The 7,093-nt window shown below is 61.3% G+C and carries 6 protein-coding genes and 1 pseudogene; 2 read left to right on the top strand and 5 right to left on the bottom strand.

Features of this window, described 5'->3' with window-relative positions:
- Positions 1-215 precede the first annotated feature (215 nt).
- On the top strand, positions 216-764 hold the full coding sequence (locus PHP59_RS10620; protein WP_300166759.1) for a hypothetical protein: 549 nt from the start codon (positions 216-218) through the stop codon (positions 762-764).
- Positions 765-1,052: 288 nt separating this feature from the next.
- Here the strand turns inward: PHP59_RS10620 and PHP59_RS10615 are convergent, their stop codons facing one another.
- The 5 genes from PHP59_RS10615 to PHP59_RS10595 form a co-directional block, all read right to left on the bottom strand.
- Positions 1,053-1,250 (bottom strand): hypothetical protein, encoded by a 198-nt coding sequence (locus tag PHP59_RS10615; protein ID WP_300166758.1) that lies wholly within the window; start codon positions 1,248-1,250, stop codon positions 1,053-1,055.
- A gap of 58 nt (positions 1,251-1,308) precedes the next feature.
- The gene (gene dnaJ / locus PHP59_RS10610) at positions 1,309-2,448 is read right to left on the bottom strand and encodes a molecular chaperone DnaJ (protein WP_300166756.1); all 1,140 of its coding nucleotides are present in this window, start codon (positions 2,446-2,448) and stop codon (positions 1,309-1,311) included.
- A 6-nt stretch (positions 2,449-2,454) separates the two neighbouring features.
- Positions 2,455-4,302, bottom strand: a complete 1,848-nt coding sequence (gene dnaK, locus PHP59_RS10605) for a molecular chaperone DnaK (protein WP_300166754.1) — start codon at positions 4,300-4,302, stop codon at positions 2,455-2,457.
- A 10-nt stretch (positions 4,303-4,312) separates the two neighbouring features.
- Positions 4,313-4,870 (bottom strand): nucleotide exchange factor GrpE, encoded by a 558-nt coding sequence (locus PHP59_RS10600; RefSeq protein ID WP_300166752.1) that lies wholly within the window; start codon positions 4,868-4,870, stop codon positions 4,313-4,315.
- Between the two features lie 120 nt (positions 4,871-4,990).
- Entirely contained in the window at positions 4,991-6,364 is a 1,374-nt protein-coding gene (locus PHP59_RS10595) for a phosphoadenosine phosphosulfate reductase family protein (RefSeq protein ID WP_300166750.1), read from the bottom strand.
- An 84-nt stretch (positions 6,365-6,448) separates the two neighbouring features.
- Between PHP59_RS10595 and purH the strand changes: the two are divergent.
- A pseudogene (gene purH, locus PHP59_RS10590) lies at positions 6,449-7,093 on the top strand (bifunctional phosphoribosylaminoimidazolecarboxamide formyltransferase/IMP cyclohydrolase); the annotation flags it as partial.

The following is a 7,093-nucleotide window of genomic DNA, read 5'->3' as shown; positions in this document are numbered from 1 at the left end:
ACGCGGCGATCAATATCAAGAAGTTTGCCCTGCAAGAGCAGAACCTTGTGGGGGTAGCAGGTGCGGGACGCGCCGTCGAGCCTGTGGACTCACCTCAATAGAGGGAGGATGAAGCAGGAAGCCCGGTTTTCAGGCCGGGGTAGTTCACGGAAGAGACCTTCACCCTCCCTGCCGGGACATCAGGTCCCCCTCTCACCGCCTTCTGGGAGGGAGCGGTGGAGGCGACGGGTATCGAGGAAGAGAGCGGGATGATGAGCGGTTTTGACCGGATCATGGGCGGCGACGGCCGTGTCGTCCTGCTGAACCTCTGTTTCTCCGGGGAAGTGGACGGAGAGCGGCGGCACTTCAATGCATGTCTGGACCCGCAGGGTGTGGTGACGGTCAGACCGATCGCAGAACATTCTCTCCTGAGCCTCCCCCATCCGGACAAGGTCTTCAGCGACCTCGAAGTCATCGACCCCGGTGCCTCCTTCTGGGAGAATAACTGGACGATTCACCTGAGAGAGATTCAGAACGTGAACTATGACCATGCAAGCATCCCGGTGTACCTCATGGAGAACGGGACACTCGTCCCCCTCGACCGGGTCTCGACGGTATCTGCAGGGTCGCCGGTTTTCTATCTCTCGATCTGCAAGGTCGCCACTCCTGACGTGGTCGTGACGACCGAGCACGGAAGCGGCGCCGGGATACAAAGCAGGGGTGGCGAGTACATCGTCATCTTCACACCGGGGGAACTGAAGAAGACGTCATACACAAGAGCATAAATGGAAGGGGGCAGATCCCCCTGACAAATCTCTTCTTCTCCTCGACCTCAGGCAGTTTCTGGCCGACGTCTTCACGCGGACCTGAAGGTCCATCGGGATGTCTGGAGGTACGGTTTTGTGCCGCGAAAAAAAGGGTGTGTCTATCTCCTCTTCCAGAGGACGACTGCCACGATGATGAGGACGGACGCCCCGCAGACGAGTATGAGTATGGTGGGGAATGGCTGCGGCGTCTCTTCCGGGAGCGGAGAGGCAGGTCGAGTCGGAGAGCGCTCTCCACCGCCCGTACCTCTATGCACGCCTCTGCCTGAGACCGGCATCAGTCCTGCCCGTCAGGGCAAGGCCTGCTCGCCGCGGTGCATGCCTCCCGCACGCCTGAAGGCGGGCACACGCCACCCTCGTCGAGACCTGCCAGGCCCTCGCTATCCGTGCCGCTACAGGTACCCCTGTCAGCGACGACGGGGCGGCGGTCAGGAATCTTCGGATCATCAAGGATGAGGGTGCCGAAAATTGGAATGAGCGGGAAAAAAGAAAATGAGGGCCCGGCCTACTCTTCAGGCCCGCCCCTCCTCACCTTGTCGACGAAGTCCTTGAAGAAGCCCTTCTTCCCCGGACCCTTCTTCATCTCGATCTCAAGCAGTTTCTGGTAGAGTTCCTTCTCCTCGTCGGAGAGACTCTTCGGGACGACGATCTTCACGCGCACGAGGAGGTCGCCGGGCCGGCCGCGGTGGCGCACGCCCTCGCCGGGAATGCGCAGCGCGGTGCCGTGCTGGATGCCGGCCGGGATCTTCAGCTCGACGGTCCGGCCGTCGATCGTCTTCACCTCGACCTTTGAACCGACTGCCGCCTGGGCCGGGGTGACCTTCACGGTGGTTTCGAGGTTTTCGCCGTTGCGGACAAAGTCCGGGTGCTCCTCGACGATGATCTCGACATAGAGGTCGCCGACCTGGGCGCCGTAGTCCCCGGCCTCGCCATAACCCTCCATCCGCAAGCGGAGCCCGCTGTAGGCGCCGGGCGGGATGCGGACAGACACCTTCCTCTTCACCCGGGCATGGCCGCTGCCCTTGCAGCGTTTGCAGGGTTCCTCCGGCATCTTCCCCCTGCCGCCGCAGTCAGGGCAGGCGCTCATCCGCACGAACTGCCCGAAGAGCGACTGGCTCACCTGCCTGACCTGGCCGCTGCCTCCGCACTTCGGACAGACCCGGAACTTCTTGTTCTTGCTCCCGCTCCCGTCGCACTCAGGACAGGACTCGGTGTGCATGACCTCGATCTCCCGGTCTGTCCCGAAGACCGCGTCTTTCAGGCTGATCGAGAGGCGGTACAGGAGGTCGGCGCCAGGCCGCGGACCTCTCGGCCCGCCGCCGCCACCAAAGAAGGTGTCGAAGATGTCTCCAAAGCCGCTGAAGTCAGCCTGGAACCCGCCGCCGTACCCGCCGCCACCGGTGTACGAACCCTTCGAGGCGTTCTTGAAAGCCTCGTGCCCGATATTGTCGTACTGGGCGCGTTTCTCCGGGTCCGAGAGCACCGAGTAAGCCTCGTTGATATCCTTAAACTTTTCTTCCGCGTCAGGCTCCTTGCAGACATCAGGGTGATATTTCCGTGCAAGGTTGCGGTATGCCTTCTTGATCTCCTGCTCGCCGGCGTCCCGGGCGACGCCGAGGACATCATAGTAGCTTCCCGCACTCATCTATGCTCACTCTTTCTTCTCGTCCTTGACATCGAAGTCGGCATCGACGACATTGTCGTCCTGCTTCTTCTGTGCACCCTCGGCACCGGCGGCCTTCTGGGCCTCCTGAGCCTTCTGCGCTTCCTGGTAGATCTTGGCGGTGACCGCGTACACGGCCTCGGTGAGTTCTTCCAGTTTCTTCTTGATATCCTCGGTGTCGTCACCTTCGAGGGCCGTCTTCAGGGCGGCGGAGGTCTCCTCGATCTTCTTCTTATCGTCCTCGCCGATCTTGTCGCCGGACTCCTTGAGGGTCTTTTCGGCGGTGTAGACCGCGGTGTCGGCGGTGTTCCGCACCTCGATCTCCTCGCGCTTCTTCTTGTCGTCTTCCTCGAAATTCTTGGAGTCGTTGACCATGCGGTTGATCTCGTCCTCGGAGATCCCCTTGCCGCCCTTGATGGTGATGGTCTGCTCCTTGCCTGTCCCGAGGTCCTTTGCCGAGACATGGACGATACCGTTGGCGTCGATGTCGAAGGTGACCTCGATCTGGGGGATGCCGCGGGGTGCGGGCGGGATGCCGGTGAGCTGGAACTTGCCGAGGGTGAAGTTGTCCTTGGCAAGGGCGCGCTCGCCCTGGATCACGTGGATCTCGACGCTCGTCTGGCCGTCCGCAGCCGTCGAGAAGATCTGGCTCTTTCTCGTCGGGATGGTGGTGTTCCGGTCGATCAACTTCGTGTCGATGCCGCCGAGGGTCTCGATGCCGAGGGAGAGGGGGGTGACATCAAGGAGGAGCACGTCCTTTGCCTCGCCGGTGAGGACGCCGCCCTGGATCGCGGCGCCGACGGCCACGCACTCGTCAGGGTTGATGCCCTTGTCGGGTTCCTTGCCCAGGAGCTTCCTGACCGTCTCGACGACGAGGGGCACGCGAGTCGAACCGCCCACAAGGAGGACGTGGTCGATATCGGACGCGGTCAGCTTCGCGTCGGAGAGGGCCTGCTTCACAGGTTCGACGGTCTTCTCGACCAGGTCGCCGACAAGCTGCTCGAACTTCGCCCTGGTGAGGTCCATGTCCAGGAACTTCGGGCCGCTGGCGTCGGTGGTGATGTAGGGGAGGTTGATGCTCGTCTTCTGGACGGTCGAGAGCTCCTTCTTGGCGTTCTCGGCGGCGTCCCTGATCCTCTGCAGTGCCATCGGGTCCTTCGAAAGGTCGAGGCCTTCCTTTGCCCTGAACTCTGCGACGACCCAGTCCATGACACGCTGGTCGAAGTCGTCGCCGCCGAGGCGGTTGTTCCCGGCAGTCGCCTTCACTTCGAAGACGCCGTCGCCGAGCTGGAGAATGGAGACATCGAAGGTGCCGCCGCCGAGGTCGTAGACGAGGATGGTCGACTCCTCTTCCTTGTCGATGCCGTAGGCGAGGGCGCTCGCGGTCGGCTCGTTGATGATCCGCATGACGTCAAGCCCGGCGATCTTGCCGGCGTCCTTCGTGGCCTGTCTCTGGGCGTCGTTGAAGTAGGCCGGGACGGTGATGACGGCCTTCTCGATCTTCTCGCCGAGATATGCCTCGGCATCGAGCTTCATCTTCTGGAGGATCATCGCGGAGATCTCCTGCGGGGTGTACTTCCTGTCGTCGATGTCGACGGTCTCGCTCGTCCCCATCTTCCGCTTGATCGAGATGATCGTCCTCTTCGGGTTGGTGATCGCCTGTCTCTTGGCGACGCTGCCGACAAGCCGCTCGCCTTCCTTGCTGAACGCCACGATCGACGGCGTTGTCCTGCCGCCTTCTGCATTCGCGATCACGACAGGCTGACCGCCCTCCATGATGGCCATGCAGGAGTTCGTCGTGCCAAGGTCAATACCAAGAACCTTTTCTGTTGCCATAATATTCCTCTTATTCGTTGTTTCCTTTTGACACCGCGACTTTCGCATGCCTGATTATCCTGTCGTGCATGCGGTAGCCGGGGATGAATTCTTCGACAACTGTGCCTTCCGGGTGTTCCGACGGGATGCAGGCAACCGCTTCGTGCTCCTCGGGGTTGAATGCCGCGTGGAGGCACGAAAGAGGTTCGATCCCGTGTTTTTCCAGGATCCCGGAGAACTGTTTCTGTATGCTTTCAAGGCCCTCGCGGAGGGAGGCATCGTCGGACTTCCGTGCCCGCTCGAAGTTGTCGACAACGTCGAGCAGTTCCGCGGCGAACTTTTCCAGGGCGTACTCCCTGATCTCCTCGTTCTGCCGGGCAGTACGCTTCCTGAAGTTGTCGAAATCCGCAGCAAGGCGGAGATACCGTTCGTTCAGGTCGTCACAGGATCTCTTGAGGTCGGCGTTCGCCGCCCTGAGATCGTCACAGGCCTTCCCGAGGGACTCGATATCTTTGCCCTCTCCCGGGGGGCCGGGCTGTTCCAGGGTCGGTTGCTTCTCCGGCGCCTGATTATCTCTATCCGCCTCCATGGAAATCCTCTGTATGCAATATCAATTGCAATGTAGTTCTATATATAATTTTGTATCGTGGATACGGAGAGGGACACAGATTGACACCAGATTATCATTTCAAGAAAATATTCGTGGTTTTTAAGATTTCTGTCTCTTTTTCGAGACTGAGACCCCGCACCGCCCGGCAAGTTCGCACATCTTCGGGGGCGGGTTCTCCCATCGCCAGAGACCGAGATCGATATAGCGCCGGGAGAGGCCCTTCTTCTTTGCCCACGACACCAGGTACTCCTCCCAGTGGCCGGCGAGATCGGGGTGGATCTCCCGCGTCCGTGCGGCCTCGCTCTCCAGCATCGCCGGGCAGAGATAGCACCCCACCCTCTCATAGCCCATCTCATAGAGGGGGTTGTACGGCACCTTCCGCCACCAGAGGTAGAGGAAGACTTCGAGGGCCCGCCAGTTCCTGATGGGCGAGATATTCAGCTGCAACGGGTTGAAGGGATTGACTATGACACCCGGCAGAGTGGAGCGGGAGAAGGACTCGTACCACCTGTTCCCCTGCACGGTGACACAGGGACCCTTATGGGAGAGATAGTCTTTGACAGGCTGGAGCTTGAGCCTCTCGCAGCACCAGCGGTTGTCCTTTCTCGGGAGGCCGAATTTGTCCACCTCTTTCCAGAAGTCGTTCCCGTGGATGACGACCGGGATCCCGGACTGCCTGACAAACTCCACGGTCTCAGGAAACTCCAGGCCCGTATCGACAGAGAAGACATCTTTGACCCCGGCCCGTCGCGCGAGTTCGAGGCAGACCGTGCTGTCCTTGCCGCCCGAGAAGGAGACGTTCGCCGCGGGCCGGTCGTCCATGTGCTGCCTGATGAACCTGACAGCCGTGCGTTCGAGGTCCTTGAGGAGGGGGACGTTCACGCGGACCGCCTCGCCCCACGAGGGGTCTGGCGGCGACTCGGGCTGGACCTTCCCGATCTGCCGCACCCTGACGCCCCCGTCATGGAGCTGGCCGACGCCGAGGAGGTCTTTCATCCTGACGACCACCGGGCCGTCGGAAAGGTTGGTCCTGACCATCACCTTCTTCCCGCCGAGACGGCGGTTGCCGAACCCCTGCTCTTCGGCCTCGGCGGTGATGTCCACGACCCCCTTCGTGATGAAGGGGGCGAGGAAGCGGAGAGCGTCCTGCGAGAGGTCCAGGGTATAGGCATGCCCTGCCTGGTCATAGGAGAGGCGCCCGAACTCGACGCCGTTTGCGATGACGACCTCGGTCCTGTCGACGCCGCTGCTCTTGTTGAAGAGGACCACCTGGGGGAGGCGGTCGGTGCCGTAGCGTTCGAGGAGGAGGGACCGCAACAGCTCGTGGTCGTGGGCGAGGGCCGGGCGGAGGTCATAGGGTTTCTGGATCGGGATCTCCACGCCGGCCGCGCCGCACCGGCAGGTCTTCCCGATCAGAGGAAGGTTACACTCCCTGCACCAGTACAGCGTCTTCTTGACGGCAGGTTCCCGCATAGAATAACGTTTACCGGGCAGGGGGATAAGAGATTGCATCCTGCCCTTGAAAGATATAAGAGATCTGAGGCCCATATCTTCAGTATGAAATGGGCACTTCTCTCTGTCTGGGACAAGGCCGGCATCGTGGACCTTGCGCAGACGCTTGTTGAGAACAAATACCGTATCATCAGTTCCGGGGGGACTGGAAAGGCCCTGAAAGAAGCAGGGATCGACTTTATCGAAGTCTCAGAGTACACGGGCTCGCCCGAGATCATGGGCGGCAGGGTGAAGACCCTCCACCCGCGCATCCACGGCGGCCTCCTCGGCCGGCGCGACGTCGACGCCCGGGTGATGCAGGACCTCGACATCAACCCGATCGACATCGTCGTCGTGAACCTCTATCCCTTCGAGAAGATGTCGGGCGAGCACCTCGACCTCGACAAACTCATCGAGTTCATCGACATCGGCGGCCCCGCGATGATCAGGGCGGCGGCGAAGAACTTCAAGTTCGTCTCTGTGGTCGTCGACCCGGCCGACTACCCGAAGGTGAAGGAGGCCGTCGCGAAGGGCGGGTTCGATTACGAGGAGAGGCTTGCCCTTGCAAAGAAGGTCTTTGCACGGACGGCCGCCTACGACGCCGCGATCTCGAACTATCTCTCCGGCCTCGACGGCGGTTTCCCGGAGACCTACTCCTTCCAGTTCAGGAACGGCCGGTCTCTCCGGTACGGCGAGAACCCGCACCCGAAG

Source organism: Methanofollis sp., from assembly GCF_028702905.1.
In the GTDB taxonomy this organism is placed as follows: domain Archaea; phylum Halobacteriota; class Methanomicrobia; order Methanomicrobiales; family Methanofollaceae; genus Methanofollis.
The sequence above is the reverse complement of the archived record's forward strand: the minus strand, read 5'-3'. Positions and strand labels throughout refer to the sequence as shown.

What these genes read in the sequence shown, in the direction of transcription:
- PHP59_RS10615 (WP_300166758.1), bottom strand. Translation starts at nt 1,250, where the DNA reads ATGATCCGAAGATTCCTGACCGCCGCCCCGTCGTCGCTGACAGGGGTA.
- dnaJ (WP_300166756.1), bottom strand. Translation starts at nt 2,448, where the DNA reads ATGAGTGCGGGAAGCTACTATGATGTCCTCGGCGTCGCCCGGGACGCC.
- dnaK (WP_300166754.1), bottom strand. Translation starts at nt 4,302, where the DNA reads ATGGCAACAGAAAAGGTTCTTGGTATTGACCTTGGCACGACGAACTCC.
- PHP59_RS10600 (WP_300166752.1), bottom strand. Translation starts at nt 4,870, where the DNA reads ATGGAGGCGGATAGAGATAATCAGGCGCCGGAGAAGCAACCGACCCTG.
- PHP59_RS10595 (WP_300166750.1), bottom strand. Translation starts at nt 6,364, where the DNA reads ATGCGGGAACCTGCCGTCAAGAAGACGCTGTACTGGTGCAGGGAGTGT.